The organism is Corynebacterium sp. HMSC036D02 (genome assembly GCF_001836165.1).
Classification (GTDB): Bacteria; Actinomycetota; Actinomycetes; order Mycobacteriales; family Mycobacteriaceae; genus Corynebacterium.
In genome coordinates, this window is the sequence record NZ_KV827661.1 from 41,546 (window position 1) to 66,403 (window position 24,858).

Sequence of the window (24,858 nt, forward strand, 5' to 3'; positions counted from 1 at the left end):
AGCAGTATAAATTAGGACTTGCGCGGAGTTGCGGCCTTTGCGGAATCATAAGGCGCAGCGGAGACTACGGTCACCGACAAGGTCTTGCCGTTCGGCGCGGTGTACTCGCGGGTCTCGCCTTCGGCGGCGCCCAGAAGGGCAGCGCCCAGCGGGGACTGCTCAGAGTAGGTTTCGAGATCCTTATTGTCGGAAGCAGCAGCACGGGTACCAATGAGGAAGGTCTCGCGGTCCTCCTCGTCACCGTTGTAGTAAACGTGGACAACCGAACCGATGTGGGCAACGCCCTCCTGGACGGCGGTGCGCTCGGTGGTGGAGTTAGCCAGAACCTCGGAGATCTGCTTGATGCGGGCCTCTTCCTGGTCCTGCATCTCGCGGGCGGCGTCGTAACCCGCGTTCTCCTTAAGGTCACCCTCCTCGCGGCGCTCATTAATTTCCGCGGCGACGACCGGGCGGTGGTCGATCAGGGCCTGCAGCTCGGCCTCGAGCTTGGCCTTGGTTTCCGGGGTGATGTATTGCTTCTGCTGCTCAGCCATAGTGCAACCTTCCGTATACGGTTTCTAATGATCACTTTTATTTCTCAAAGAACGGGCGTAAAAGTGCAGGTGGCGCAGCCCATTCAGAACGCTCAACATACTAGCACAGCTGGGCTTTTAGTTGTCGGTTGCCTCACCCGCTGTATCCATAGTGTTGGTATCGAGATAAGAAGGAATATTTCCAGAACAGCCGTAGACGCCACCGGCGACAGCCGGGTGATTGGTGGGGATGTCCACTGCGACGCGCTGGGCAGACTCGCCGCCGGCCGGCACAGCAAATTCGCGGCGGCCGACCTCCGCTTTGGAGTAGTCAAAAGCCTGCACGATGCAATAAGCAGGTTCTTCAACGCGGTTGCGCGTGATGTCTACCCAAATGCGCATGGAGTCATCGGAGAGAATCTCGTGGGTGACATAGGATATATCTGCGTTGACCTTCTGCTGGCCGCGGAAGTACTGGACGCCAAAGATGATGGCCGCGACGAGCATCCCCAAAAACGCCAATACCAGTGCCCGGTTGGTCCACGAGCCTCCCTTGAGCGGAGAGCTGTTCGTGGAGCCGTAGCGAGACTGTGAACGTGAGGAGCGAGAAGCAGGTTGGGCGTCAGACATGAGTTTGATTCTATCCAACGGTCGCCGCGAAGTTAGTATCCACTAGACTGGGCGTCTGTTTAAAGAAGCAATGTAGGGAGATGTAGCACCCAGTGAGTACGAAGCGCCTTTTGGCTATTCACGCGCACCCTGACGACGAATCCTCGAAGGGTGCGGCGACAACCGCGAAGTATGCTGCGGAAGGGGCGGAGGTCCTCGTCGTCACCTGCACCGGTGGTGAGCGTGGGGATATTATCAACCCAGCCATGGACCGCCCTGGTGTCCTTGAGAACATGGGCAGTATTCGTCGAGAGGAAATGGCGGAAGCGGCCGCGGCTTTGGGCGTGCAACACCGCTGGCTTGGGCACGTGGACTCGGGCCTTCCCGGAAACCCACTCGCACCTAATATTAAGGACCTGCTTCCTGAGGGCTGCTTTGCTCTCAAGGAAGATGATGAGGTAGCCCAAGAGCTGGTGGAGATTATCCGTGAGTTCCGCCCTCACGTCATCATTACTTATGACGAGAACGGCGGCTACCCGCACCCGGATCATCTCATGGTCTACCGGGCGTCTATGTTGGCGTGGGAAAAAGCGGGCGATGCCGCGTACCACCCAGAATTGGGGGAGCCGTGGGAGCCGCTGAAGCTTTATTACACGCACGGCTTTGTGTATCAAAGGATGAAGATTTTCCACGACCTCCTTGTGGAAGAGGGAAAGGTGAGCCCGTATGAGCCAATGCTCGCGCGGTGGGATACCGCCTTCGGTGACATCATGGCGCGAGTGACCACGCAGGTAGAGTGCGCGGACTACTTCCAAAACCGTGAGGACGCTCTCCGCGCTCACGCCACCCAAATTGATCCGGCCGGTGCCTTTCTTGCGACGCCGGTGTCCGTGCAACAGGAGCATTGGCCCACGGAGGAATTTGAGTTGGCTAAGACCCGCGTTTCGACGGCGCTGCCGGAGGATGATTTATTTGCGGGAATCCCGGAAGTAGGGGAGTCTTAAAACATGAACGCTTTGTACTTCGCGGCGCATGACGTCGCCCTGCTCGCCCAGGGGAGCCAAAGCGGGCCGGTAGGACCAGAGTTCGGTAAGGCCTCGCCTATCGGTTTGCTCATCCTTGCCCTGATGGGCGTTGCCGTCCTCTTCGCAGGCTGGAATTTTCACCGCCGTTACTCGCGTTTCCGTCGCCGCACCATGTTCGCTCAGGATCACGGCATTGATCCTTTCGACGATGAGGCGGTCGATGCGGCAATGAAGGAAGCCGGCATCCTCGATAACAGTAAGAAGTCCATCTTTTAACGCAGAGGACGTTTCCCCACCGTGAAGTTCCTAAGCCAGCTCCTATACCCCCTGTATGAGGCGCGTCTAACGCGTGAGATTAAGAACAAACCGCAGCCGCGCCACGTGGCAATCATGGCGGATGGCAATCGCCGCTGGGCGCGCGAGGCGGGCTTTACGGATATTAGCCACGGTCACCGCCAGGGGGCGCGGAAAATTAGTGAGATGATCTCTTGGTGCCAAGGCACCGACATTGAGGTCGTCACTATTTACCTGTTGTCGACGGAAAATTTGAAGCGCAGCGAGCAGGAAGTGCAGCTGCTCTTTGACATCATTTCCGATGTTGTCACGCACCTCTCCCAAGGGAACCTGGATTGCCAAATTCGTCTCGTGGGGCACCTGGATCTGCTTCCTGAACAAGTTACCGCCAAAATGCAGTGCGCTGCTGAAGCCACGGAGGATCATCAGGGCGTCATCGTTAACATCGCGGTGGGCTACGGTGGGCGTCAAGAAATCGTCGACGCCGTGCAGAGCCTCATTCGCAGCGAAGCCGAAAAGGGATTGAGCGCGGAGGAAATAGCGGAGAACGTGACGGTGGAGGCCATCACGGGCAACCTCTACACCAAAGGTTTGCCGGATCCCGATCTTGTGATCCGCACCTCCGGCGAACAGCGCCTTTCCGGCTTCCTTCTGTGGCAAGCTGCTTATTCAGAGATTTGGTTTACCGATACCTATTGGCCTGCTTTCCGCCGGGTAGATTTCCTACGCGCCTTGCGCGATTATTCTCAGCGTTCGCGCCGCTTCGGACGCTAATTTCAGTTCGCTGGCTACAGCTTGCGCATCCGCACCCGATCTACCAAGTGGTGTGAGCCTTTGCGCAGAACCAAGGAAGCGCGCACCCGGGTGGGCAAAATATTCTCGATGAGGTTGGGCAGGTTGATGGACTGCCAGATTTCACGGGCCTGCACGTAGGCTTCCTCATCCGTCATGTCCGCGAAGGAGGCGAAGTGCGCACCTGGCTCGCGGAAAGCCGTGTGCCGGAGCTTGAGGAAGCGGTCAATGTACCACTTCTCAATGTCGTCGACTCGGGCGTCCACATAAACAGAGAAGTCGAACAGGTCGGAGACCATGAGGGTCGGGCCGGTTTGCAGCACGTTGAGGCCCTCCAAGATGAGGATGTCCGGCTGCCGGACTTCCTGGAATTCCCCGGGGACGATGTCATAGGACACGTGCGAATAGAGCGGGGCCGTGACTAGAGGTTTGCCAGACTTAACGTCGGTAACAAAACGCATCAGCGCGCGGCGGTCATAGGACTCCGGGTAGCCCTTGCGCTGCATTAGACCGTGTTCTTTGAGGTAGGCGGTGGGGTAGAGGAAGCCGTCCGTGGTCACCAAGTCGACCTTCGGGTGGGATTCCCAGCGCTCAAGGAGCACTTGGAGCAGGCGTGCTGTCGTGGATTTGCCCACGGCAACAGAGCCGGCGACGCCGATGACGAAGGGCACGTGCGTCGGCGGATTACCTAAGAAGGCTTCGGTGGCCGCGGTGAGTTTTTGCCGGGCCTCCACCTGCATATGAATGAGACGCGAAAGAGGGAGGTAAACCTCTGCTACCTCGGTGAGGTCGATGCGGTCACCGATGCCGCGGAGTTTTTCCACCTCGTTTGCCGTGAGCACCTGTGGCATGGATTTACGCAGGGCACGCCACGTATCACGGTCAAAATCGAGGTACGGGCTCGCATCGGTCATTCGCGCCATGTCGACTATTGTCGCACTGCATCAGGCGCCTAGTGCAATTGCCCCGAATGAAAAGATTCCTAGAGGCCCCCGCGCGGGGGATGCGGGCGTTAGGATGTAGAACTAGCTTCGGCGATTTCTAAAGCCGGTGGTGTTGTGCTGCGAGCGGGCACTGCTGGCGATCTTGACCATCTTTAGGAAGGGACACCACGCTTTCATGACGACTACGAACAATTCAGACGTGCGCTACCAGGAGATGCGCGATCTTGACCCCGAGGTCTTCGATGCTATTTCCGGTGAGATTGCTCGTCAGCGCGATACCCTCGAGATGATTGCTTCGGAGAACTTCGTCCCCCGCGCGGTTCTGCAGGCACAGGGCTCTGTTCTCACCAACAAGTACGCAGAGGGCTACCCGGGACGCCGCTACTACGGCGGCTGCGAGCACGTCGACGTCGTGGAGGACCTGGCACGCGATCGCGCCAAGGCGCTGTTTGGCGCCGATTTTGCTAACGTCCAGCCGCACTCCGGTGCGCAGGCCAACGCTGCTGTGCTGGCCTCGCTGATCCAGCCAGGTGACAAGATCATGGGCCTGTCCTTGGCGCATGGCGGTCACCTGACCCACGGTATGAAGCTGAACTTCTCCGGCAAGCTTTACGACGTTGCCGCGTACGAGGTTGACCCGGAAACCATGCGCCTCGACATGGATAAGGTGCGCGAGCAGGCTCTGGCTGAGAAGCCGCAGGTAATCATTGCAGGTTGGTCCGCCTACCCGCGCACCATTGACTTTGAGGCCTTCCGCTCCATCGCTGATGAGGTCGGCGCCTACCTGTGGACGGATATGGCGCACTTCGCAGGCCTCGTGGCAGCCGGTCTGCACCCTTCACCGGTGCCGCACTCCGATGTTGTGTCCTCCACCGTGCACAAGACGCTTGGTGGCCCGCGCTCCGGAATTATCTTGGCCAAGCAGGACTTTGCCAAGAAGATCAACTCCAACGTCTTCCCGGGGCAGCAGGGTGGTCCGCTCATGCACGTCATCGCGGCAAAGGCTATCGCCCTCAAGATTGCGGCCACCGAGGAGTTCAAGGAGCGCCAGGAACGCACCCTGGAAGGTGCTCGCATTCTGGCTGAGCGCCTGACCGCTGAGGATTGCACCAAGGCAGGTGTCGAAGTCCTCACCGGCGGCACCGACGTGCACCTCGTCCTGGCGGACCTGCGCAACTCCGAGCTCGATGGCCAGCAGGCGGAGGACCTTCTCCACGAGGTCGGCATCACCGTGAACCGCAATGCGGTTCCGAATGATCCGCGCCCGCCGATGGTCACCTCCGGCCTGCGCATCGGTACCCCGGCCTTGGCTACCCGCGGCCTCGACGCGGCGGCCTTCACCGAGGTAGCCGATGTCATCGGTACCGCACTGGCAAACGGCAAGAACGCGGACGTCGCCAAGCTGCGCGCCCGCGTGGAGAAGGTCGCCGCGGACTTCCCGCTCTACGACGGCCTCGAAGACTGGAAGTTGGTCTAAGCTTCCGAACGCTCCTCAGCGTGAGCTTTCCGGGCGGCCTCGAGCCACTCGGGCATTGCGCTGAGGAGTTCTTTAATTTCCGCGGTGGTGAGAGGGCGGTCCATCTCGTTCTTCTTCAGCGCGGTCACGGAGATCCCCAGCTTCTGTGCCACCACTGGGCGCGGATGCGGGCCTTCTCGGCGCAGGTTAGCGAGCCATTCCGGCGGATTCTCCTGCAAGTCGCGCAGTTGCGCGTGGGTTACTGCGTTGGCTTGAAACTCCTCCGGGGTGGCCGGCAGGTAGATGCCCAGCTTCTTGGCCGCGGTTTGCGCGCGCATGGCGGTACCGGAAGGCTGCTGGGTTTCGGTGGTCGGGGTTTCATTATTTGGGGTATCAGTCACGCTCACCACGCTAGCAGCACCGTAGTATGAGGTGCATGCTCCGCCTTGTCTTTTCCACTGGTACAGAACCCGGTAAGTGGTTTCGCCGCTACCGTGACTCGCATTCTCCCGAGTCCCTGGTGACCGTCGACGCCGATGATGCGATGGCGGTTCTTCTCGCGCATGAGGCAGACCTCGCGCTGACCCGCCTGCCAGATTCGCGGGTTGATGACAGCTTCCATGTGGTCCGTCTTTATGAGGAGGCGCCTGGTATTGCGGTGCCGAAAGACTCGGTCTACGCGGAGGTGGGGGAGGACATTTCACCAGAGGACGTCGCCGAAGAGATCGTGAACTACCGGATTGCGCAGGACGGCAGCGTCGACGTTCCCGCGCTGCGCACCGCCCTCCAGATTGTGGCAGCCAACGTGGGCGTGGCCATCGCACCTCGCCCCCTGCTGAAGGTGCTGAGCAAGAAGCAGGTAGTCGCACTTGGGCTGGAGGACCCTTCCGTTGCGCGCACGGAGATCGCTTTGGTGTGGCGCCGGGCTGACGATGGCGACGAGATTCAGGACTTCGTCGGGGTGGCCAAGGGAAGGACGCGGAATTCCTCCCGCAACACTGCTGAGAAGCGCAGTGCGCGCGATAAAGCAAAGGCTAAGCAAGAACGCAGAAGGGCCCAAGGAAAGTCTCAAAAGGGCTCGATTTTCAAACCGTTACCGAAAAGATATAAGGGTTCTCAACAGCGGAAACGTAGATAAAGAAACCTCTTTGTTGTCAAATCATAGGCTGGATGGTGGCAAGACGTGCTGGCTATGCCTACGGTGGGCTTCGTTCTCAACAAAAGTACTTAGAACAGTGCTCAACTAGAAGAGAAAGGCCTAAGAATGAAGAAGATGACTCGTCGTTTCGCTGCTGGTATCGCCGCCGCCACCCTGTCCCTAGGCGTCGTTGCTTGCTCGGATGCTGAGGATGCCGCTAAGGAGGCTGGCGACGCCGCACAGTCCGCCGCGTCCGACGCTACCGATGCTGCCGGCTCTGCCGCTCAGGACGCCAAGGATTCCATGAAGGACTCCGAGTCCGCGGATCCTTCCGATGCTGAGGGTGCTGACTCCTCTGAATCAGACTCCGCTGACTCTGAGGCTGGCGCCGAGGGTGACAAGGAGAGCGTATCCACCGCCAATGGTGATGTAGAGGTCCCTGCTGACTTCGCTCAGGCCATCAAGGAGAAGGCTGCTGAGTGGGGCGACCCGGAGTCCATCGAGACCACCGACAAGGGCAGCGTTGCGACCTTTGCCAAGGACAAGCTGCTGGCATTCGCTGAGGGTGAAGGCACCCAGCCGATTATTGGCAAGATCGCCGAGACCTGGACCGAGGAAGGCGGCCTTGAGAGCAAGGTTGGCCTGCCGACTGCCCCGGAGCAGGCCGAGGGCAACGGTTGGGTACAGGAGTTCACCAACGGCACTATCTCCTGGCTGCAGGGTGAGTCCGGCGAGTACGAGGCCACGATCAACTAAAGACTCAGAGCTATAAAGCGGGAATAGTCACCCGTTGAGCTTTTAAGACAGGCTCCGCACTGATAGAACGGTGCGGAGCCTGTTTCTGTTTTCCATGGTCACGGCTTCGCTAAAAACGGCTCCCAACTCGTGGGAATGGTGTGACTGCGGTGAATGCCGTTTTAATACTGTTCATCTTGCACCCATGTAATTTCAACCTTCACTCTCTAGCGTGGACGGTGTCCGGAGGTTAAGTGCAGTCTCCGGGCAGTCCGACAATCACCAGCTTCACCATGCCCTCCCAGGTCGATGAGTTGGGGCGGGCATAACAAGGGAGAACCCTGCCGCTATGACCAATCCTTCCGTCCTGACCGAGCAGCCGCACGAGGCCGCTGTGGCAACCAAGACCTATGTCATCGATACCTCCGTCCTTCTCTCCGACCCCTGGGCGTTGCGTAAATTCGCAGAGCACGATGTGGTGCTGCCCATCGTCGTTATCTCTGAGTTGGAAGGAAAACGTCATCACCCGGAGCTTGGCTGGTTCGCCCGCCAAGCTCTTCGCTTTTTGGAGGACCTCCGCGCCACTTATGAAGCTCTAGACCAACCGCTGCCCGTCAATGCCGCGGGCGGAACACTGCGCGTGGAGCTTAACCACCAGGACCAATCCCTGCTGCCGGTAGCCTTCCGTGGGCCGGAGGGGGACCACCGAATCCTCGCGTGCGCGCTCAACCTCCAGCACGAGGGGAAGGACACCGTTCTGGTGACCAAGGACGTTCCGCTACGTGTCAAGGCTGGCGCTGTGGGCCTGCAGGCCGATGAGTACCATGCACAGGACGTTGTGCTCACCGGCTACACCGGCATGGCCACCGTGCCCACCAGTTCCGAGGTCATCGATAAACTCTACGGGGAGGGCGAGGTGCTTATCGACGGCTCCGTGACCACCGCCGGCACCCGCGTCGAAGACCTGCCGGTGCACTGTGGCGTGACGCTGCAGGCAGGCGGGCAGTCAGCACTGGGACGCATGACGCCTGAGGGCACCGTGCGGTTGGTGCGCGGGGATACCAACGTCTTCGGCCTGCAAGGCCGTTCCGCCGAGCAGCGCGTTGCGTTGGATCTCTTAGTAGATCCTTCCGTGGGCATCATGTCCATCGGCGGCCGAGCGGGCACGGGTAAGTCCGCGCTGGCGTTGTGTGCTGGCTTGGAAGCAGTGCTGGAACGTGGCGAGCACCGCCGCATCGTGGTGTTCCGCCCGATGTATGCGGTGGGCGGGCAGTCCTTGGGGTACCTGCCAGGCTCTGAGAGCGAGAAGATGAACCCATGGGCGCAGGCCGTGTATGACACCCTGGAAGGCTTGGTATCCGACAACGTCATGGAGGAAGTCCAAGACCGCGGCCTCTTGGAAGTTCTCCCGCTGACCCATATCCGCGGCCGCAGCTTGCATGATTCCTTTGTCATCGTCGACGAGGCCCAGTCGCTCGAGCGCAATGTGCTGCTGACTGTCCTGTCGCGGTTGGGCCGCGGCTCCCGTGTGGTGCTCACGCATGATGTTGCCCAGCGCGATAACTTGCGCGTTGGTCGCCACGATGGTGTGCAGGCAGTCATTGAGAAACTCAAGGGGCATGAGCTCTTTGCGCATGTGACCCTGCAGCGCTCTGAGCGCTCTGCCATTGCAGAGCTCGTCACCGATTTGTTGGAGGGTGAGAATTAACGCGTTCGCGAATGGCGATCTGCCTGCTCTCAGCTTGGCATTAACGCAGTGCGCTCAGTAATAATTGTTCCATGAGCGACAACGCGAAAGACAAGAAGAAGGATTTCCGCATCCGGCCCTTCAACGCTGCGGACTATCCGCAAATGCGGGAAATCTATGAGCAGGGCCTTAACACTGGTCACGCCACCTACGAGACCCGCTCGTTGACCTTCGAGGAATTTAAGAACGTCAAGATTATGTCGTCCGTCTTCGTCGCTGTTGAGGAAGACGATGACTCGAAGGTTCTCGGTTGGGTCTGCGCTGCGCAGGCGTCCACTCGGACCGTGTTCCACGGAGTGGTGGAGGATTCCATCTACCTGAGCAAGGAAGCCCAGGGCAGGGGTATCGGTGGTGCTTTGCTGGATCAGCTCATCGAGGTCTGCCGTGACCTGCACAAGTGGGCCATCCATTCGTGGATTTTCCCGGAGAACGAAGGTTCCGCTGGTCTCCACAAGTCCCGCGGCTTCGTCAAGGTGGGTACCTACTCGCACATGGCAAAGATGACTTATGGTGAGCTAGCCGGCCAGTGGCGCGATACCGATGTCTATGAGCTGCTCCTTCCGAAGCCGGAAGAGAAGAAGGCAGAAGCCAACCAGAAGAGAAAGTAATTATCCCGCGTTATGAGTGGTCCGGAGGCACTGCGACCAGTGTGGGCATCATTGCCGGCCTGCTGGCCACTTATCGGTGTGGCCGCGCAGGTGGCGCGCCAGCTAGGAATCCTGCGCTAGGCACTGTGTTACGAGAAAATCCTCGCTACGTGAGTATTCGTAGCGAGGATTTCTTGTTGCTGAGACCTTGGGGGAGTGCTCTAATCGATGGTCTCCTTGAGGTGCTCCTCCCGTATCGGCAGGATGAGCAGGAGAGCGATGATGGCCATCGGGACCATAAGCAGGATGACTGGGGTGAGTCCGTCGTTGTAGGCATTGAGGATAACGTCGCGGATTGGGTCAGGAAGCTGTGCCACCATCGACGGGGTCAGGCTAGAGGAACCGCCGCCCTCGGCGCTGAACTTTTCCGCAAAGGGTGCACCGGCATTGCCCATGGAGGCAATAGCAGCCGGCATATTGGCAGCCAACTCATCCTTCATGTTGTGGATGAACAGCGAGCCCACCAAGGACGCACCCATGGCGGAACCAATCTGGCGGAAAAAGCTGTTAGCCGCCGTTGCGGTACCCACCAGCGCCACGGGGAAAGAGTTCTGAACGATGAGAACGAGCACCTGCATGACGAAGCCGAGGCCGATGCCGAAGACGAGGAACTCGGCTCCAAGCTGAGTCAGGGAGGTGTCCACAGTCAGCTTCGACATCCAGAACAGAGCGCCTGCCGTAATTGCGAGGCCAATGATGGGGTAGCGCTTGTAGTGGCCGGTGCGGGCGATGACGAACCCAACGGTGGTGGAAGTACCGATCATGCCGAGCATCATCGGGATCATCATGAGACCCGCCTTGGTCGGCGTTAGGGTGTGCACCATCTGCAGGTAAGTCGGCATGTAGCCCAGCACGCCGAACATAGCCAAGCCCAGCACCATGCCAGCTGCCGTCGTGAGAACCATGTTGCGGTTCTTAAACAGCAGCACTGGGATCAGGGGTTCCTTGGCCCGCTTCTCGACGAAGACCGTGATGACAGCACCAATCACAACGATCACGGCCAAGGTCAGAATGATGGGATCCGACCACTCATACTGGGTGCCGCCCCAGGTGGTCATGAGGATGAGCGAGGCGGTAGTGATAGCGATGAAGGTGGCTCCCAAGGCATCAAACTTGCGCAGATCAGTATCGCCGACGCGCAGGTGCAGAACGAGCACGCACACAGTCATGGCGAGCAGACCAATGGGAATATTCATCCACAGGCCCCAGCGCCAGCCTGGACCATCAGTGAACCAGCCGCCAAGGACTGGGCCGAGGACGGAGGACAGGCCGAAAACGCCGCCCATGATGCCCATGAACTTGCCGCGCTCACGTGCCGTGGTGACCTCCGCGATGATGGACTGGGAGGAGATCATCATGAATCCGGCGCCGAAGCCTTGAATGGCACGGCCGATGATGAGCAGGTTCATAGAATTGGCGAAGCCGCCCACGGTGGAGCCGATGACGAAGGTGGCAATACCTCCGATGTAGAGCCACTTGCGGCCCATCATGTCACCGAGCTTGCCGGAGATAGGCATAGCAATGGTCATGGTGACCAGGAAGGCGGAGATAACCCAGCTCATGTGGTCGACACCACCGAGCTCGCCGACGATGGTGGGGAGGGCGGAGGCGAAAATCATTTGCCCCAAAGAGCTCATCAACATGGTGAGCACAAGGGCAGAGAAGACGAGGGCAAGGTTGTTTTCCGGCTTGCCGTTGTCAGTGTGGGCCACTGACGGTTTCGCGGTAGCTACCATGAAAGTCCTTTCGAATAGTTGTTGATGAGTGTGAGTGCGGAATCAAAGCGCTGCTCAAAGGGGATAGCGCAGCTGAAGTCTGGCGAGGAGGTGGCCAACCAAAAAGCCTCACGGATGGTGGCAGCAATGAGGAGTGCCTCCGTGTGCGGGGAGACATCCGGCATGGTCTTTAGCGTTGGTTCCTTCTCCAGCCGCTGGGTGAGAAGCTCAAGGACTTCGTTGGATTTGGCACGCTTTCTGCTTAAGGACGCCGCCGCTGCGTCCGCATCGCGGGAGATACGGCGGCGTCGCTCAGCAATGTCCCTATTGGCGTGCTGCCCAATGAGGTGTTCCTTGATGAGGTCTACGGCCAGCTTGAAGAGGTTCTCCGTGGGAGTTTCGAGCAGGTAGCTCTTCTGCTCCTGGGAGAACTCTTGGCTGGGGTTGCCCAAGACGGCTGAGTCCTTGGAATCGAAATAGTTAAAGAAGGTGCGCCGAGAAATCCCGGCCTTCTCACAAATCTCCTCCACCGTAACTGCAGCAAAGCCGTGCTCGTCTACCAAGAGGGTGGCAGCATCCTCTATGCGTAGGCGAGTTTTCAGGCGTTTTTGCTCGCGTAATGACAGTTCTTCTTGCACGGAGTGCAATGCTACACCCAGTGCAAGTTTGCACCAAGTGCAAAGCTGGTGATTCTCATGATGGTGGGACGATTTTTATGGCGCGGCGCACAGGAAAGGAGATAAGAACAGCAATCCGACCTTCGCGCCCACCGGCAGCGTGGGCTGTGGCTGGTTAAGGCTCGCCGTGAGCGCGGAGGGCGTGAAGTGATGGCTAGGAAAGAAACTCTCAAGCCCAAAACTGCCCTAGTTGACGAAGTTATTGCCAGATCTTGAGGCTATAACTTTGGCAGATCGGGCAGTTTGGCTACCCCGCCCTGTTGTTGGCCCAGCGGGGTGGATGGGAAAACGGCGAAGCCGCCCTCCCGAAGGAGAGCGGCGGCGTGGACGAAAGCGAGCTTAGAAGTTGTCGCGGTCGCGGTTGGTCATGGTGAGAACGTTGAGGCGCTCATCGAGCTCCTCCTCGGTGAGGTTCTCGCCGTCGACGAAGCCGAGGTCGATGACTGCCTCGCGGACAGTAATCTTCTCGTGCAGAGCGTGCTTAGCTGCCTTGGCGGCGTTCTCGTAGCCAATCTTGGAGTTCAGCGGGGTCACGATGGAGGTGGAGGACTCCGCAAACTTCTTCATGCGCTCCTCGTTGGCCTCGATGCCGTCAACGCACTTCTCAGCGAAGACGCGGGAAACATTGGCCAGCAGGCGGGAGGACTCGAGAACATTGCGGGCCATCATCGGGATGTAAACGTTGAGCTCGAAGTGGCCGTTGGAGCCGCCGAAAGCAACAGCAGCGTCGTTGCCGATGACCTGGCTGACCACCATGGTGGCGGCCTCGCTCAGAACCGGGTTGACCTTACCCGGCATGATGGAGGAGCCCGGCTGCAGATCCGGGAGGTGGATCTCCGCAAGGCCGGTCAGCGGGCCGGAGCCCATCATGCGAATGTCGTTGGCAATCTTGTTGAGGGAGATAGCCACGGTGCGCATGGCGCCGGAGAACTCAACGAGAGCATCGCGTGCAGCCTGAGCCTCGAAGTGGTTCTTGGCCTCGGAGAGCTGATCGATGCCGGTGAGCTTCTTGAGCTCCTCGGTGACCTTGCCGCCAAATTCAGCGTCGGTGTTCAGGCCGGTACCGGTAGCGGTGCCGCCGATAGCCAGTTCACCCAAGCGCGGCAGGGTAGCTTCGACGCGCTCAATACCAAGCTCGATTTGGCGAGCGTAGCCGCCAAACTCCTGGCCCAGGGTGACCGGGGTGGCGTCCATCAGGTGGGTACGGCCGGACTTGACCACATCAGCGAATTCCTTGGCCTTGGCCAGCAGGGAATCGTGCAGGACCTTGAGGCCCGGAATGAGGTCATTAACGGCAGCTTCGGTTGCCGCAACGTGGGTTGCAGTGGGGAAGGTGTCGTTGGAGGACTGGCCCATGTTCACGTGGTCATTCGGGTGAATCTCCACGCCGTTCTTGTGGGCGATGGAAGCGATGACCTCGTTGGTGTTCATGTTGGAGGAGGTACCGGAGCCGGTCTGGAAGACGTCAATCGGGAAAGCATCGTTGTGCTTGCCCTCCGCAATCTCGGTGGCGGCAGCGATGATGGCGTCAGCCTTCTCTGCATCCAGCTTGCCGGAGTCCTTGTTCACCTGAGCGCAGGCAGCCTTGAGTAGGCCGAGAGCGCGAATCTGAGCATCTTCGAGACCGCGGCCGGAGATCGGGAAGTTCTCCACAGCGCGCTGGGTCTGGGCACGCCACAGGGCGTCGACCGGAACCTTAACTTCGCCCATGGTGTCGTGTTCGATGCGGTATTCAGTCATGAAGTCACCTTTTCTGTGAGATGAGATTTGAGGGGTTCGCTATGTGTGCCGTGGCACGGCATTGACCGCTACCGTAGCACTCTTCGTAGGAAAGCGGACTAGCTTTCCTTATCGTGGGGGTTGGTGTAGTCCACCACGGAGTATTCCTGCAGCTTAGCCAGCTTATGGATGGAGTCGACGTAGCGGATGGTGCCGGACTTGGAGCGCATGACCAGAGAGCGGGTGGTGGCACCGTTCGGGCGATAAGAGACACCGCGGAGCATATCGCCATTGGTCACGCCGGTAGCGGCGAAGTAGCAGTTCTCAGAGGAGACCAAGTCGTTGGTGGTGAGGACGCGGTCGAGGTCGTGGCCAGCCTTGCGAGCCTTCTCGGCTTCCTCCTCATCTTTGGGCCACAGCTTGCCCTGAATTTCTCCGCCCATGCACTTCATGGCGCAGGCGGTGATGATGCCCTCTGGGGTGCCGCCGATGCCCATCATGATGTCGATGGAGTTGCTGTCCTGACAGGTGGCGATGGCGCCTGCGACGTCACCGTCCATGATGAGGCGAACCTTGGCACCGGCCTCGCGGATCTGACGGATGAGGTCATCGTGGCGCGGACGGTCGAGAACGACGACGGTCAGGTCAGCTGGCTTGATGCCCTTGGCCTTAGCCACCGACTTCACGTTCCATTCGACCGACTCGTTGAGGTCGATGGCACCGACTGCCTCGGGGCCGACAGCAATCTTCTTCATGTAGAAGACAGCGGACGGGTCGTACATCGTGCCGCGCTCGGCAGCAGCGATGACAGAAATAGCGTTCGGGCGGCCTTCAGCCATCAGACGGGTGCCGTCAACCGGGTCGACGGCGATGTCCATCTCGGCGCCCTGGCCGGTGCCGACCTTCTCGCCGTTGAACAGCATGGGGGCTTCATCCTTCTCGCCCTCGCCGATGACGACGACGCCGTTCATCTCGACGGAGTTGATGAGCTTGCGCATAGCATCCACCGCGGCGCCGTCACCCTCATTCTTCTGTCCACGGCCAACCCAGCGACCCGAGGCGAGCGCTGCCGCCTCGGTGACACGCACCAGCTCCATGGCTAGGTTGCGGTCGGGGATATAAGACGTGTTATCAGACATGTGTGATTAGTCCCTTTCTTTTCAGGTGGCTCGGCCCGGGTGGGGGACAACCCGGAATACAAATTCCATTCTTCCACTTTTCCCGCGCATCCAAGCCCGAATGCCTCCCCCAGAAGTGGGAATCGGGGGTAGGTGCCGTCAAAAGGGCAGGTCGGAGGTCGCTGTCGCGTGTGGCGGAGGCGGCGTGACATACTGGGCGGGTGGCATCTGAAGATAAACCAAAGATTTTTGAGGACGCGCGCGATATCACCTTGACGGTGGGCGTCATCCTCATCATGATGTTCCTCGCGGTCGGGGCAACGGGATTGTGCTCCATCAATCCGGAGAAGTCGGGGCCCGTGCAAAACGTGGATGCCGCTACCTTCCTGGAAATGGAAGCGCGCGGCAGTGGGGCCGTCATTAGGGAGCCGGTCATGCCGGAGGGCTGGCAGCCCACCGCGGCTCGGCGCAAGCAGATGGGCGGCGAATCCGCTGCCGTGGTGAGCTGGCTGACCACCAATGAAGGCTATGTCGAGTCGGCGCAGACGCAGGTAGCGCTTAGCGATGTCCCCGCGGCTTATGACTCCAACTATCGTGCTAACTCTGAGCGGCGTGAGGTAGCGGGTCAGGACGTGGAAATCTTAAGCAGCGATGACAAAGACGTGCGCCCGCTGTGGATTACCGACTTGGGTGATGCCCGCCTCGTCCTCACCGGCTCCGCCTCCGACGCCGACTATGAAGCAGCCCTGACCGCATTCACTGAGGCCGAGCCACTCCAGATCGCTGAGGATGGAAGCGTCATCAGCGAGTAAGCTCCGCTGCTTAGCGGAAGGTTACGCTCTGCAGCGTGGTTCCGTCCCATTCCACCTCGACCGAATCTCCAGCGGCGCTAGTGAGGGACTCTGGATCGAGGCCGCTCAGACGCGTCTTGCCGAGGTATACATCCACCTTCTCATGGAGGGACTTGCCGGGGAAGACGGCGATCTCGCTGAGCCTATTCTCGCTAAAGCGCAGAACAATGGAGCCGGAGAAGTAACTGATCTCTTCGCCATTCGCGGTGTGCGGGGGGCCGAAGAATTCTTCGGCGAGCTGGCGCGAATCACCAAAGACCATGGACCCTGCTCCGCCTGACTTGGAGACGAAGTCCACGCGATTTCCCGGGTAGCCGTAAATCTTCATTTAGTCTTCTCCTGCTTCTTCGTTGTGTGCTGCACTATCGGTGCCCTCTGCGTTCTTTCGGAGAGCCTCCTCTACGCGCTTCGAAGCGCCGTCGAGATGCGCCTCGCAGGCCTTAGCTAGGGCCTCGCCGCGCTCCCAGTACTTGAGGGATTCATCCAGTCCCATCTGTCCTAGCTCGAGGATTTTCACTGTTTCAATGAGCTCATCACGAGCCTGCTCATAGCTCAGCTCTTCCACCGGCGGGAACGCGTCCTGGCCGGGCTGGCCGGCGCCAATCGTGTCAGTCATGAGGTGAAGTATCTTCTTTCTCTTGTATGATTCGTTTTACCTATTAGGTGTTCTGTTTAATCTGCGGCCTGAGAAGCCATTGCAGCAGCGGTGATCGAGCCATCGCCCACACGTATGCGCAGTTGCGAACCCGGTGGTGATTGCGTGTAGCTCGTGACGACCTCCGGACCGCTGCCATCGCGCGGAAGGACCTGCACGATGGCATAGCCGCGTTCGAGGGTGGCCGAGGGGCCTAAGGCGGAGACCCGAGCACGCAACGAGGCTACCTGGTTAGTTTCGCGGTCCAGCTGGTGGCTCATCACCCGGCGGATCAGCGCGAGATTTCGCTCCAGCTCCTCGCGGCGTGCGTTGATCGGCACCATCGGATCTGCAAGAACCGGGCGGGAGCGGATGTTTTCGAGTCCGCGGCGCTCCCGGTCCACCCAGCCGCGCAGCGCTGCCGCCATGCGCGAGCGTGCTTCGGAGATCAGCGCGTATTCCTCGGCGGCGGAGGGCACGACACGCTTGGCCGCATCGGTGGGGGTGGCGGCGCGGAGATCTGCGACATCATCAAGCACCGGGTGATCCGGTTCGTGGCCGATGGCGGAAACGACAGGAGTGCGAGCCTCCGCTACGGCGCGCTGGAGTGCCTCCTCGGAGAAGGGGAGGAGATCCTCCACTGAACCGCCGCCGCGAGCGATGATGATGACATCGACTTCTGGGTCCGCGTCGAGAGTCCGCAGGGCGTCAATCACCTGGGTAACAGCCGTGGCTCCCTGCACCGCAGTATTGATGACGTTGAACTGGACCGCCGGCCAGCGGTCCTGTGCCACAGACAGGACATCGCGCTCGGCGTGGGAGCCGCGACCGGTGATGAGGCCGATCTTCTTGGGCAGGTAGGGAAGCGGAAACTTGCGCGAGGGATCGCACAGGCCCTCCTGACGCAGCTTCTGGCGCAGCATTTCCACCCGAGCGAGGAGATCACCGATGCCGACGTGACGGATCTCGGTCACCCACAGGGAGAAGCTTCCGCGCCCAGCGTAGAAGGCAGGCTTGCCGTACACCACGACGCGGTCGCCATCTTTGAGCGGTGAGGGAGCATTGCGGATGAGCGAGGTGTTGCACGTCAACTGAACAGACTTTTCCTGCTCGACGTCACGCAGCGTGATGTAGGAGAGTTTCCACGTCGGCTTCATGTTCAGCTGGGTAATTTGCCCCTCCACCCAGAGGAAGCCGAGGCGTTCGATCCAGCCTTTGACTTGGTCATTGACCTTGCCGACTGGCCACGGAGTCTCCGCGGAATTGGCCGGTTGGTTCACGCGCAGTCCTTTCTCTTGAGCGGTCTTCTCGTTGGGGTCTGTTCTGAACAGTGTATGGCTCAGTCTAGGAGGCGTGCCGGACATCCGGTGTCACCGCCAAGCCGGTTGGGCGGGAACTACAGTATGTCTGCGGCTTTCGATACTGTGGGTGCCATGACTGAAACTGCAAAGAAGGTGCTCCTGGCGGCTCCCCGCGGCTACTGTGCCGGCGTGGACCGTGCTGTTGAGACAGTGGAGAAGGCGTTGGAGAAGTACGGCGCCCCTATCTACGTGCGCAAGCAGATTGTGCACAACCGGTTCGTTGTTGAATCCCTGGCTAAGCGTGGTGTCATCTTTGTGGAGGAGGCTTCCGAAGCCCCCGAAGGCGCTCACCTCGTGTTCTCTGCACACGGCATCGCGCCGAGCGTGCGCAAGGAGGCACAAGAGCGCAAGCAGCTCACGCTCGATGCCACCTGCCCGCTGGTGACCAAGGTTCACAAGGAAGCTCAGCGCTTTGAGCGCGATGGCTACCAGATCCTCCTTGTCGGCCACGAGGGGCACGAAGAGGTCGAAGGCACCGCCGGTGAGGCCCCAGACGTCACCCACCTCGTGGATGGCCTGGAGGGCGTCGACAAGCTGCCCGATTTTCTGCATGAGGAAAAGCTCATCTGGCTGTCCCAGACCACGTTGTCGGTGGATGAAACCATCCAGATCGTCAACAAGCTGCGCGAGCGCTTCCCGCACTTGGAGAACCCGCCATCAGATGACATTTGCTACGCCACGCAGAATCGCCAGGAGTCGGTTAAGGCCATTGCGCCGAAGTGCGATCTCATGATCGTTGTGGGCTCCGAGAACTCCTCGAACTCCAAGCGCCTCGTCGAGGTTGCTTTGGAGGCGGGCTCTAAGACCTCACACCTAGTGGACTTTGCCTCGGAGATCGACGAAGCCTGGCTCGAAGGCGTAAACACCGTTGGCGTGACCTGTGGTGCGTCCGTGCCTGAGCTGCTCGTCCGTGAAGTGCTGGAGTTCCTCGATGAGCGCGGCTACAACGATGTTGAGCAGGTGACCACCTCTACGGAGACCATTACCTTCTCCCTGCCGCGCGAACTGCGTCCGGCACGTACGGCGCGTTAATCCTCGTCGTAGAGATTTTCTTCCAGCGGCTGGGAGGTCCGCTGGGAGCGCTCCCGCGCACGCCGCGCATTCTCCGCTGATTCGGCTGCAGCGCGGCGGAAATCTTCCCGCTCATCCGCATCGGGGGAAGCCTGTCGGCGCTTCGCGCGTTCTTCAGCTTGAATCCGGCGACGTTCTTCACGGTCGCGCTCACGGACTCGGCCTGAGCCCGTGGCCTCACGGGCAAGGAGTTCTGCTACGGACAGGCGCTCGGAGCGGCTCCGGCGATCGGACGCAACTTCGGCGCGGCGCTTTTCTTGGGCTTCCGCCTCAAGGTCCTTCGCGTGGCTATCGCTGCGCCACAGGCGCAGAACTGCAAGTAGCGCGCAAGCCACAACCGTGACGATGAGCACGGGGAAATGCTGCAACAGTGGGAAAGCCGTGGTGAGAATCGCAGTCTTGGAAAAGGGCGAGGCCCCTTCCGGCAATCCAGCGGTGGAGTTGATGAACCCGCCAACCACGGTTCCTAATGCGTACAGCAGCGGCAGGGAAATTACCGTCATGTAGAGGCCGCGAGTTTCCACCAACCAGGTGACAGACAGCGAGCCGAGTCCAAAAATCAGGGCGAAGGGCAGCCCCACGCTGCCCAGAATGCCTGAGACCGCCAAGGCCACAAGCGTAACGACGAGCGCGACGAGGAGTGCTCGGCTAAGCGGCATCCCGCGGCGGGGAGGGCGGCGACGATTTTTGGCTACAGACACGCCCAGAAAGCTTACCGGGCTTGGTGACCAAAACGTTATTCATTCTGGGCGCGCCGCGGCCAAGACCCGACGCTGCGCGGTTCCACCGGAAGGCGGTCGACGCGGGCTGGAACATCGAGATCCTTGAGCCGCCGCGCGGTAACCCCGACGCGAGAATTCAAACTGGCCAAGCTTGCGTTATAGGCTTCCACCGCGCGTTCGAGTCCGCGGCCCACCTTGTCGTAGTGTTCGTTAAGAGTGTTCAAGCGCGTATAAAGCTCGCGACCCAAACGCTGGACTTCGCGGGCCTTATCGGAGATTTCCTCGTGCTGCCAGCTCACCGCGACGGTGCGCAAGAGGGCAAAGAGGGTGCTTGGGGTGGCGATGACGACGTTGCGCTCGAAGCCGAACTCCAGCAATTCGGCGTCGATAGACAGGGCAGCGTCAACGAAAGTGTCGGCAGGGACAAAGAGAACCACAAACTGTGGGGTGGGGGAGAAAGCCTCGATATAGTCCTTGGAGGCCAATGCCTGCACGTGAGAACGCATGAGGTGAGCATGGCGCCGGAGATACCCTGCCCGCTCCTCTGGGTCCTCGGTCTCCATTGCGTCGAGGTAGGCACTGAGAGGAACCTTTGCGTCCACGACAATGCTGCGCCCTCCGGCCAAGTGAATGACCAGATCGGGGCGTACCAGCGATCCGTTGATGCGGGCGCTGACTTGGGAATCAAAGTCGACGTGTTTGCGCATGCCGCCGAGTTCAACGACGCGCTCTAATTGCACTTCGCCCCACCGTCCGCGGACATTGGGGGAGCGCAGCGCGCCGACCAGCTTGTCCGTGCGATCCGACAGGCGTGTTGAGGTACGAGTTACCGCTTGGACTTGGCTGCTGAGTGCTGCGAGTGAGGTCGCTCGATCTTCCTCGATTTCCTGGAGCTGTAGTCCGAGACGGTCCATGGCCTTCTCCAGCGGAGCGAGCTCTGCTTGGCGGCGCTGGGACTCTTGCAGGGCGCGATGCTCCTCTGAAGGCTGGGCGGATTGCGCTGAATAGGCGCGGGCTAGCCAGCCCAATGCGGCCCCAATGATGAGGCCGAGGAATAGGAGCACTACGGGGAGGGAAGACGTCATGCCTGTCATCATGGCATGCGCCCCGGACGTGAAGGGTTAGTCCTTATCCTTTGACTGCAACATCTGTTCGAGAGCGTTAATTGCGCGCTTGATCCCCGCTCGTGCTCCTCCATCGCGCTCACTGAAGCCCGCGTCAACGTCGACATTCGCGTCGATCTTTTGGTCCAGAGGGCTCGTACCGTTGTGGGCGACGTCTTCGGCTGCACCTTCGGGTGCGGCGTGGTCGGGGATGGACAGCCATTGTTCGCGCTTTCGGTCGCCCTGCTGTTGCGTATAGCGCCCGATGAGGAAACCAGCGACGGTCGAAAACTCCAAGTCTTCGGCAGTTCTCTCGCCCGACTGGAGCATCATCATGTCCTGGAAATAGCGGTAGACCACCGCGATGGTCGCTGCGGCTGGGACGGCGAGGAAACCACCGATGAGGCCGAAGAGTGCGGAACCTACGGTCACGGAAATCAACACGATAACTGGGTGCAGGTTCATGGCCTTCGACTGCAGCCACGGGGAAAGCACGTTGCCCTCGAGCTGCTGAACTAATAGGACCAAGCCAAGAACGAGCAGTGCTTTGGTAAGGCCCAAGGAGACCAGTGCGATGGTCACGGATAGGGCGCCGGCCACGATCGCGCCGACAAAGGGGATGAATCCGGCGATGAACGTGATGATGGCCAACGCCATGGCCAAAGGCACACCGATGAGTGCCAGGCCGAGGCCGATAAAGACAGCATCAACGGCGGAGACGACAGCTTGTGCCCGTACGAAACCACCCAACGTGCTCCACACGCGGGTCAACAGCTCAGTGAGGTGCCAGCCGGTCCGGCGGCCCGTGGCCTGGCGCAGCCACGGCAAGAAGTTGTGGCCGTCCTTAAGGAAGAAGAAGGTCAGCACCACGATGATGAAGAGCGTGACCACGATGGAAGTCGCCGTGCCAATGCCGGTGAATACGGAGCCCGCGATGGATCCTGCTTGGCGCTGTAGCCACAGGGCGATTTCATCGATGTAGCCGCCGATCTCATCCGCGTCGAGGTTGAGCGGCGGGCCCTGTGCCCATAGCTGCAAGCGCTGAATGCCCTCTACCGTCTGCAGATACAGTGTCTGGGACTGCCGCGCGAAGTCCGGTGCGATGAACATAAAAAGAGCGCCCACCGCAGTAAAAGACACCAGAATGGTCACTGCCGCAGCGAGAGCTGAGGGCAGTCCCTTGCGCCGCATGGCGCTCGCAATGGGGGCAAGCACAGTGCAAATAATCAGCGCTATGAGAACGGGCAGGATGCCGCGCCAAAAGTTGCCCAGCATGCGGAAGGAGGCATACAGGAATATCCCGATGATGGTCAGGCGGAGTGCCCACAGCGATGCGGACTTGATGACCTCGCCGACGACCACGGAGCGATCCACCTGGTTGCCGGGCGGGTGCGGAGAGACAGCGTTCAGCGAAGCAGCATCGACGGAGTCATCGAAACGCCCGCCGAGCGCTGCCTCCGCGGCGGCGAACTCAGAGGAAGAGGCGTTGGGGGATGGCTGATCAGAACTCACCCCACCATCTTGCCTCAAAAGATTCGGGGTGCGTTAGGATTGGCCCCGTGAGTCTTACACTTGGAATCGTCGGCCTGCCCAACGTGGGCAAGTCCACTTTGTTTAATGCCCTGACCCGTTCTGACATCTTGGCGGCGAATTACCCGTTTGCCACCATTGAGCCCAATGTCGGTCTCGTTGAGCTTCCCGATTCCCGCCTGAACCGCCTTGCGGAAATCTTCAGCTCCGAGCGCATCCTGCCGGCCACCGTGTCCTTCGTGGATATCGCCGGCATTGTGGAAGGCGCTTCCAAGGGCGAAGGCATGGGTAACGCCTTCCTCGCCAACATCCGTGAAGCTGACGCCATCTGCCAGGTGGTTCGTGCCTTCGCTGATGAAAACGTGATCCACGTCGACGGTGAGGTCAACCCGGCGCACGACATCTCCGTTATTAATACTGAGCTCATCCTCGCGGACCTCCAGACCATTGAGAAGGCCCTGCCGCGCTTGGAAAAGGAAGCCCGCAAGAACAAGGACTTGGCAGAGACCGTGGAGGAGACCAAGAAGGCCCAGGCCATCTTGGAGGATGACCGGACCCTCTTCGCTGCTTCCAAGAACAACGAGATCGACCTCGCGCTTCTGCGCGAGCTGCACCTCATGACCGCGAAACCCTTCCTCTACGTCTTCAACTCGGATGAGGCCGTGCTCACCGATGACGCCAAGAAGGAGGAGCTGCGCCAGCTCGTCGCCCCTGCGGAATGCGTCTTCCTCGATGCCCAGACCGAAACCGACCTCCTGGAGCTCGACGAGGCGGAGGCCCTGGAGCTGCTCGAGTCGGTAGGCCAGGAGGAGCCCGGCTTGGCGACGTTGGCCAAGGCCGGCTTCGCCACTCTCGGCCTGCAGACCTACCTGACTGCCGGCCCGAAGGAGGCCCGCGCGTGGACCATTAAGCAAGGCTCTGCAGCACCGCAAGCAGCCGGCGTTATCCACACCGACTTTGAGAAGAAGTTCATCAAGGCCGAAATCGTCTCCTTCGATGACTTGGACGCCGCCGGCTCCATGGCGGAAGCCCGCAATGCTGGCAAGGTGCGCCAAGAGGGCAAGGAGTACATCATGCAGGACGGCGACGTCTGCGATTTCAAGATCGGCGGCTAACCGTGCGCTCATAGCGCGTAGGCTGTGGGCATGAGTATTGCCCACATCCTAGATCGCGCAGCAGAGGCCACGCAGTGGCAAGAAGCCCTCTACAAGGATTTGCACCAGCATCCTGAGCTCAGCATGGAGGAGGAGCGCACCCGCGGCGTTATCGCGGATAAGCTCCGGGAGTTTCCTGGAGTTGAGGTGCTGGAATTCGGCGGGGGAGTCGTCGGCATCCTCCGAAACGGCGAAGGCTCGACGGTCCTAGAGCGCGCCGATTTCGACGGCTTGCCCATCACCGAGGACACCGGCTTGGACTACTCCGCTACGGGCGAGGCAATGCATGCCTGTGGTCACGATGCCCACGTGGCCGGGTTACTCGGCGCCACCGAGGCGCTGGCCAAGGCGACCGATGCGTGGTCCGGTACATTCGTCGCCCTTTTCCAGCCGGGCGAGGAAACCGCGGAGGGCGCGCAGTCCATGGTGGATGCAGGGCTCACCGATAAAGTCCCCACGCCTGATGTGGCCTTTGGCCAGCACATCTTCATTGATAAGAACGCCCCAGCCGGCAGCGTACTGATTGCGCCCGGCCCAGTCTTGTCTACAGCGACCTCACTCACGGTCACCGTTTATGGTCACGGTTCCCACGGCTCGATGCCGCACCTCAGCGTCGATCCTGTGGTGCTGGCCAGCTCCATCGTTCTGCGGCTGCAAACAATTGTCTCCCGTGAGGTCGATCCGCACCAGTTCGCCGTGTTGACCGTTGGGGCACTGCAGGCGGGCTCGAAGGCAAACATCATCCCGGACTCGGCGACCCTGCGCATCAACATCCGTGCTTATGATGAGGATGTCAGGGCTCAAATCGTTGAGGCGATTCACCGCATTGTGAAGGCAGAGTGCCGGGCAGCGATGTCCCCGCGCGAGCCAGAGTTTGCGCAGAGTGATAATTACCCCCTCACCGTCAACGATGAAGACGTGACTGAAAAGGTGCGCGCGCAGCTTATCGACGTCCTCGGCAGCGACAATGTTCTCGACATGGAGCCGTGGACGGCGTCCGAAGATTTCTCACGCATCCCCGATGCCTTTGGCGCTCCCTATTGTTTCTGGGGCTTCGGCGGGCGTACCGATGGCGCATCAATTCCCAACCACAACTCGCGATTTGCTCCGGAGCTGCAGCCGACGCTCACCACGGCGACGCAGGCTCTCATCGCCGCTGCTTACGCCTATCTGGGTAATCAGCGTAAGGATGTCCTTAAGGAGTAGCTGGGAACATGGGGCGGTCGACATGCTGCCCGCGCACCCAACTCGAAAGCGTTCGGGTGTAGCGACGTGGTAGGCGAGTTCTCTCCGCTGGAGGCAGT

General features: G+C 60.2%; 26 protein-coding genes. 12 read left to right on the plus strand and 14 right to left on the minus strand.

All coding sequences use genetic code 11. The features are described from left to right. Window positions 1-11 precede the first annotated feature (11 nt). Entirely contained in the window at window positions 12-533 is a 522-nt protein-coding gene (gene greA / locus HMPREF2743_RS02970; RefSeq protein ID WP_010187368.1) for a transcription elongation factor GreA, read from the minus strand. 117 nt (window positions 534-650) lie between these two features. Continuing rightward, window positions 651-1,142, minus strand: coding sequence for a DUF4307 domain-containing protein (locus HMPREF2743_RS02975; protein ID WP_070529142.1), 492 nt, complete (start codon window positions 1,140-1,142; stop codon window positions 651-653). Window positions 1,143-1,234: 92 nt separating this feature from the next. Between HMPREF2743_RS02975 and mca the strand changes: the two genes are divergently transcribed. Genes mca through HMPREF2743_RS02990 form a run of 3 tightly spaced genes read left to right on the plus strand, consistent with a single transcriptional unit; the run spans window position 1,235 to window position 3,214 of the window. Then, the gene (mca, locus tag HMPREF2743_RS02980) at window positions 1,235-2,125 is read left to right on the plus strand and encodes a mycothiol conjugate amidase Mca (RefSeq protein ID WP_070529140.1); all 891 of its coding nucleotides are present in this window, start codon (window positions 1,235-1,237) and stop codon (window positions 2,123-2,125) included. 3 nt (window positions 2,126-2,128) lie between these two features. Then, the gene (locus HMPREF2743_RS02985) at window positions 2,129-2,422 is read left to right on the plus strand and encodes a hypothetical protein (protein WP_010187365.1); all 294 of its coding nucleotides are present in this window, start codon (window positions 2,129-2,131) and stop codon (window positions 2,420-2,422) included. Window positions 2,423-2,443: 21 nt separating this feature from the next. Further along, window positions 2,444-3,214, plus strand: a complete 771-nt coding sequence (locus tag HMPREF2743_RS02990; RefSeq protein WP_070818143.1) for an isoprenyl transferase — start codon at window positions 2,444-2,446, stop codon at window positions 3,212-3,214. Window positions 3,215-3,228: 14 nt separating this feature from the next. On the opposite strand, the gene coaA is transcribed toward HMPREF2743_RS02990, so the two are convergent. Further along, window positions 3,229-4,155, minus strand: a complete 927-nt coding sequence (gene coaA / locus HMPREF2743_RS02995) for a type I pantothenate kinase (protein WP_010187363.1) — start codon at window positions 4,153-4,155, stop codon at window positions 3,229-3,231. Between the two features lie 196 nt (window positions 4,156-4,351). On the opposite strand from coaA, the gene glyA reads away from it, so the two are divergent. After that, a complete protein-coding gene (gene glyA / locus HMPREF2743_RS03000) occupies window positions 4,352-5,653 on the plus strand; it encodes a serine hydroxymethyltransferase (RefSeq protein WP_070818144.1) in 1,302 nt (433 codons plus the stop codon). Here glyA and HMPREF2743_RS03005 read toward each other — a convergent pair. Beyond that, the gene (locus HMPREF2743_RS03005; RefSeq protein ID WP_210383661.1) at window positions 5,650-5,970 is read right to left on the minus strand and encodes a DUF5997 family protein; all 321 of its coding nucleotides are present in this window, start codon (window positions 5,968-5,970) and stop codon (window positions 5,650-5,652) included. The genes glyA and HMPREF2743_RS03005 overlap by 4 nt on opposite strands. Before the next feature lie 98 nt (window positions 5,971-6,068). Here HMPREF2743_RS03005 and HMPREF2743_RS03010 point away from each other — a divergent pair, with 98 nt between their 5' ends. The 4 genes from HMPREF2743_RS03010 to HMPREF2743_RS03025 all read left to right on the plus strand — a co-directional run bounded on the left by HMPREF2743_RS03010 (window position 6,069) and on the right by HMPREF2743_RS03025 (window position 9,860). Beyond that, window positions 6,069-6,770, plus strand: a complete 702-nt coding sequence (locus HMPREF2743_RS03010; protein ID WP_070529121.1) for a LysR family transcriptional regulator substrate-binding protein — start codon at window positions 6,069-6,071, stop codon at window positions 6,768-6,770. 135 nt (window positions 6,771-6,905) lie between these two features. Beyond that, window positions 6,906-7,526 (plus strand): LGFP repeat-containing protein, encoded by a 621-nt coding sequence (locus HMPREF2743_RS03015; RefSeq protein ID WP_246818776.1) that lies wholly within the window; start codon window positions 6,906-6,908, stop codon window positions 7,524-7,526. 328 nt (window positions 7,527-7,854) lie between these two features. Then, window positions 7,855-9,213: a PhoH family protein gene (locus HMPREF2743_RS03020; RefSeq protein ID WP_070529116.1), complete on the plus strand. Its 1,359-nt coding sequence runs from the start codon at window positions 7,855-7,857 to the stop codon at window positions 9,211-9,213. A 71-nt stretch (window positions 9,214-9,284) separates the two neighbouring features. Then, a complete protein-coding gene (locus HMPREF2743_RS03025; RefSeq protein WP_010187346.1) occupies window positions 9,285-9,860 on the plus strand; it encodes a GNAT family N-acetyltransferase in 576 nt (191 codons plus the stop codon). 200 nt (window positions 9,861-10,060) lie between these two features. On the opposite strand, the gene HMPREF2743_RS03030 is transcribed toward HMPREF2743_RS03025, so the two are convergent. The 4 genes from HMPREF2743_RS03030 to glpX form a co-directional block, all read right to left on the minus strand. Continuing rightward, complete coding sequence (locus HMPREF2743_RS03030; protein ID WP_070818145.1) at window positions 10,061-11,635, minus strand: MDR family MFS transporter; 1,575 nt, start codon at window positions 11,633-11,635, stop codon at window positions 10,061-10,063. After that, on the minus strand, window positions 11,629-12,252 hold the full coding sequence (locus HMPREF2743_RS03035) for a TetR/AcrR family transcriptional regulator (RefSeq protein ID WP_070745686.1): 624 nt from the start codon (window positions 12,250-12,252) through the stop codon (window positions 11,629-11,631). The genes HMPREF2743_RS03030 and HMPREF2743_RS03035 overlap by 7 nt, the downstream gene beginning before the upstream one ends. A 378-nt stretch (window positions 12,253-12,630) precedes the next feature. Further along, entirely contained in the window at window positions 12,631-14,031 is a 1,401-nt protein-coding gene (locus tag HMPREF2743_RS03040) for a class II fumarate hydratase (RefSeq protein ID WP_070529108.1), read from the minus strand. A gap of 98 nt (window positions 14,032-14,129) precedes the next feature. Further along, window positions 14,130-15,149: a class II fructose-bisphosphatase gene (glpX, locus tag HMPREF2743_RS03045; RefSeq protein ID WP_010187336.1), complete on the minus strand. Its 1,020-nt coding sequence runs from the start codon at window positions 15,147-15,149 to the stop codon at window positions 14,130-14,132. Between the two features lie 200 nt (window positions 15,150-15,349). Here glpX and HMPREF2743_RS03050 point away from each other — a divergent pair, with 200 nt between their 5' ends. Beyond that, window positions 15,350-15,940 (plus strand): DUF4245 domain-containing protein, encoded by a 591-nt coding sequence (locus HMPREF2743_RS03050; protein WP_070529106.1) that lies wholly within the window; start codon window positions 15,350-15,352, stop codon window positions 15,938-15,940. A gap of 10 nt (window positions 15,941-15,950) precedes the next feature. Here the strand turns inward: HMPREF2743_RS03050 and HMPREF2743_RS03055 are convergent, their stop codons facing one another. From HMPREF2743_RS03055 to xseA, 3 genes are read right to left on the minus strand one after another with little or no spacing between them, the layout of a single operon-like run. Beyond that, window positions 15,951-16,307 (minus strand): hypothetical protein, encoded by a 357-nt coding sequence (locus HMPREF2743_RS03055; RefSeq protein WP_070529104.1) that lies wholly within the window; start codon window positions 16,305-16,307, stop codon window positions 15,951-15,953. Next, window positions 16,308-16,595, minus strand: a complete 288-nt coding sequence (locus tag HMPREF2743_RS03060) for an exodeoxyribonuclease VII small subunit (RefSeq protein WP_010187330.1) — start codon at window positions 16,593-16,595, stop codon at window positions 16,308-16,310. A gap of 56 nt (window positions 16,596-16,651) precedes the next feature. Beyond that, the gene (gene xseA, locus HMPREF2743_RS03065) at window positions 16,652-17,893 is read right to left on the minus strand and encodes an exodeoxyribonuclease VII large subunit (RefSeq protein ID WP_070529101.1); all 1,242 of its coding nucleotides are present in this window, start codon (window positions 17,891-17,893) and stop codon (window positions 16,652-16,654) included. Window positions 17,894-18,046: 153 nt separating this feature from the next. Between xseA and HMPREF2743_RS03070 the strand changes: the two genes are divergently transcribed. Continuing rightward, window positions 18,047-19,006 carry a 4-hydroxy-3-methylbut-2-enyl diphosphate reductase gene (locus tag HMPREF2743_RS03070; RefSeq protein ID WP_201828430.1) on the plus strand — a complete coding sequence of 320 codons (960 nt, stop codon included), beginning with the start codon at window positions 18,047-18,049 and terminating at the stop codon, window positions 19,004-19,006. Here the strand turns inward: HMPREF2743_RS03070 and HMPREF2743_RS03075 are convergent. Genes HMPREF2743_RS03075 through HMPREF2743_RS03085 form a run of 3 tightly spaced genes read right to left on the minus strand, consistent with a single transcriptional unit; the run spans window position 19,003 to window position 22,382 of the window. Further along, entirely contained in the window at window positions 19,003-19,746 is a 744-nt protein-coding gene (locus HMPREF2743_RS03075) for a DUF6542 domain-containing protein (protein ID WP_246818775.1), read from the minus strand. The genes HMPREF2743_RS03070 and HMPREF2743_RS03075 overlap by 4 nt on opposite strands. 35 nt (window positions 19,747-19,781) lie before the next feature. Next, the gene (locus tag HMPREF2743_RS03080) at window positions 19,782-20,852 is read right to left on the minus strand and encodes a DNA recombination protein RmuC (RefSeq protein ID WP_070529507.1); all 1,071 of its coding nucleotides are present in this window, start codon (window positions 20,850-20,852) and stop codon (window positions 19,782-19,784) included. Between the two features lie 36 nt (window positions 20,853-20,888). Beyond that, window positions 20,889-22,382 carry an AI-2E family transporter gene (locus HMPREF2743_RS03085; protein ID WP_070529092.1) on the minus strand — a complete coding sequence of 498 codons (1,494 nt, stop codon included), beginning with the start codon at window positions 22,380-22,382 and terminating at the stop codon, window positions 20,889-20,891. A 47-nt stretch (window positions 22,383-22,429) separates the two neighbouring features. Here HMPREF2743_RS03085 and ychF point away from each other — a divergent pair, with 47 nt between their 5' ends. Continuing rightward, window positions 22,430-23,515 (plus strand): redox-regulated ATPase YchF, encoded by a 1,086-nt coding sequence (gene ychF / locus HMPREF2743_RS03090; protein WP_010187319.1) that lies wholly within the window; start codon window positions 22,430-22,432, stop codon window positions 23,513-23,515. Window positions 23,516-23,545: 30 nt separating this feature from the next. Further along, the gene (locus HMPREF2743_RS03095) at window positions 23,546-24,760 is read left to right on the plus strand and encodes an amidohydrolase (RefSeq protein ID WP_070529088.1); all 1,215 of its coding nucleotides are present in this window, start codon (window positions 23,546-23,548) and stop codon (window positions 24,758-24,760) included. The last annotated feature ends 98 nt before the right edge of the window (window positions 24,761-24,858 follow it).

Coding starts and splice junctions, on each gene's coding strand:
- HMPREF2743_RS02975 (WP_070529142.1), bottom strand. CDS start 1,142: ATGTCTGACGCCCAACCTGCTTCTCGCTCCTCACGTTCACAGTCTCGC.
- HMPREF2743_RS03010 (WP_070529121.1), top strand. CDS start 6,069: ATGCTCCGCCTTGTCTTTTCCACTGGTACAGAACCCGGTAAGTGGTTT.
- HMPREF2743_RS02985 (WP_010187365.1), top strand. CDS start 2,129: ATGAACGCTTTGTACTTCGCGGCGCATGACGTCGCCCTGCTCGCCCAG.
- coaA (WP_010187363.1), bottom strand. CDS start 4,155: ATGGCGCGAATGACCGATGCGAGCCCGTACCTCGATTTTGACCGTGAT.
- HMPREF2743_RS03015 (WP_246818776.1), top strand. CDS start 6,906: ATGACTCGTCGTTTCGCTGCTGGTATCGCCGCCGCCACCCTGTCCCTA.
- HMPREF2743_RS03005 (WP_210383661.1), bottom strand. CDS start 5,970: ATGCGCGCGCAAACCGCGGCCAAGAAGCTGGGCATCTACCTGCCGGCC.
- glpX (WP_010187336.1), bottom strand. CDS start 15,149: ATGTCTGATAACACGTCTTATATCCCCGACCGCAACCTAGCCATGGAG.
- HMPREF2743_RS03060 (WP_010187330.1), bottom strand. CDS start 16,595: ATGACTGACACGATTGGCGCCGGCCAGCCCGGCCAGGACGCGTTCCCG.
- HMPREF2743_RS03070 (WP_201828430.1), top strand. CDS start 18,047: ATGACTGAAACTGCAAAGAAGGTGCTCCTGGCGGCTCCCCGCGGCTAC.
- HMPREF2743_RS03020 (WP_070529116.1), top strand. CDS start 7,855: ATGACCAATCCTTCCGTCCTGACCGAGCAGCCGCACGAGGCCGCTGTG.
- HMPREF2743_RS03095 (WP_070529088.1), top strand. CDS start 23,546: ATGAGTATTGCCCACATCCTAGATCGCGCAGCAGAGGCCACGCAGTGG.
- HMPREF2743_RS03055 (WP_070529104.1), bottom strand. CDS start 16,307: ATGAAGATTTACGGCTACCCGGGAAATCGCGTGGACTTCGTCTCCAAG.
- HMPREF2743_RS03080 (WP_070529507.1), bottom strand. CDS start 20,852: ATGACGTCTTCCCTCCCCGTAGTGCTCCTATTCCTCGGCCTCATCATT.
- HMPREF2743_RS03025 (WP_010187346.1), top strand. CDS start 9,285: ATGAGCGACAACGCGAAAGACAAGAAGAAGGATTTCCGCATCCGGCCC.
- HMPREF2743_RS03040 (WP_070529108.1), bottom strand. CDS start 14,031: ATGACTGAATACCGCATCGAACACGACACCATGGGCGAAGTTAAGGTT.
- HMPREF2743_RS03030 (WP_070818145.1), bottom strand. CDS start 11,635: ATGGTAGCTACCGCGAAACCGTCAGTGGCCCACACTGACAACGGCAAG.
- greA (WP_010187368.1), bottom strand. CDS start 533: ATGGCTGAGCAGCAGAAGCAATACATCACCCCGGAAACCAAGGCCAAG.
- glyA (WP_070818144.1), top strand. CDS start 4,352: ATGACGACTACGAACAATTCAGACGTGCGCTACCAGGAGATGCGCGAT.